The following is a 1034-nucleotide window of genomic DNA, read 5'->3' on the forward strand; positions in this document are numbered from 1 at the left end:
CCTACAATTGTTTGAATATTGCTTTATTCAATTCTTAATTAAAGATCATTTCTAGTTTTCATATAAATCATTTTTTATCCTTTTACAGAGCCCGCAGCAAGTCCTTGTACAATTTTCTCTTGTGCTACAAAATAAATTAATAATAGTGGGAGACTGCCCAAAGTCAATGCTGCCATTATACCTGGTACATTCACAGAGAATTCTCCATAAAACTCCCTTAATCCAATTGGAAGTGTTCCGTTACTTGGTGAATTTGTTAGTACTAACGCAAAGATAAATTCATTCCAAATATGGATAAAATTATAAATTGCAATTGTTGCTGTCGCCGGCTTCAATAATGGAAATAAAATTTGCCAAAATAACCTAAAATGTCCACAACCATCTATTTTTGCGGATACCTGTCCGCGTTGGTTCCAGACACGCACCAGATCGCCATCAGCGATGCCGCGCGCTTTCGCGTCGCTCGGATGCAACGTCACCGGTTCGCGCCCCGCCACCGCATACTGCTCGCGAAGTGATGAATAGTTAAGCTGGCTGTGCAGACGATGCGCCGGGTGAGCAGAACGAAGCTGCAACTGCTCCGGTCGGGCATTACCGTGCCATTCATCCGGCTCAAGCCACATCGGATGCGGCGGGCACCATCACCACATCGGTCTCCATCACGTCATAGAGTAAGCGCTGTCTCCCGACTTTTGAGTAAATCTCATAGCATTCTTCTGTTGTTCGAGTATCATTCCAAAGGATAGCATTACGTAAAACTTCATAGTTTTCATCGAGTAATACCAAGCCGTGCATTTGTCCGGAAAAACTAATCCCTTCAATATCCTTTGGGTTCCCATTAAAGTTTTTGAGGAGAACAGACAATCCCGCTATTGTCTGTTCCACCCAGTCCTTCGGATCCTGTTCACTATATCCTGATTTTTCTTGAATTAATGGATAGGTTTTGGAAACCTCTTCGGTCACATCACCATGTTGATTAACTAATAAAATTTTAACAGCGCTTGTTCCTAAATCGACACCAATTACATATTTCA

General features: G+C 42.2%; 2 protein-coding genes. Both read right to left on the reverse strand.

The window, feature by feature from the left end:
• Positions 1-74: 74 nt before the first annotated feature.
• Positions 75-623: an ABC transporter permease subunit gene (locus BTM36_RS29390; protein WP_305778108.1), complete on the reverse strand. Its 549-nt coding sequence runs from the start codon at positions 621-623 to the stop codon at positions 75-77.
• Positions 613-1034, reverse strand: a 422-nt coding sequence (locus BTM36_RS23270) for an FGGY family carbohydrate kinase (protein WP_305778109.1), incomplete at its 5' end; no start/stop codon positions are given. The genes BTM36_RS23270 and BTM36_RS29390, both read right to left, overlap by 11 nt.

Source organism: Herbaspirillum sp. VT-16-41 (assembly GCF_001994935.1).
In the GTDB taxonomy this organism is placed as follows: Bacteria; Pseudomonadota; Gammaproteobacteria; order Burkholderiales; family Burkholderiaceae_D; genus Herbaspirillum; species Herbaspirillum frisingense.

Bases quoted from the DNA above. Each gene is read 5' to 3' on its own strand.
- BTM36_RS29390 (WP_305778108.1), bottom strand. From the start codon at position 623: ATGTGGCTTGAGCCGGATGAATGGCACGGTAATGCCCGACCGGAGCAG.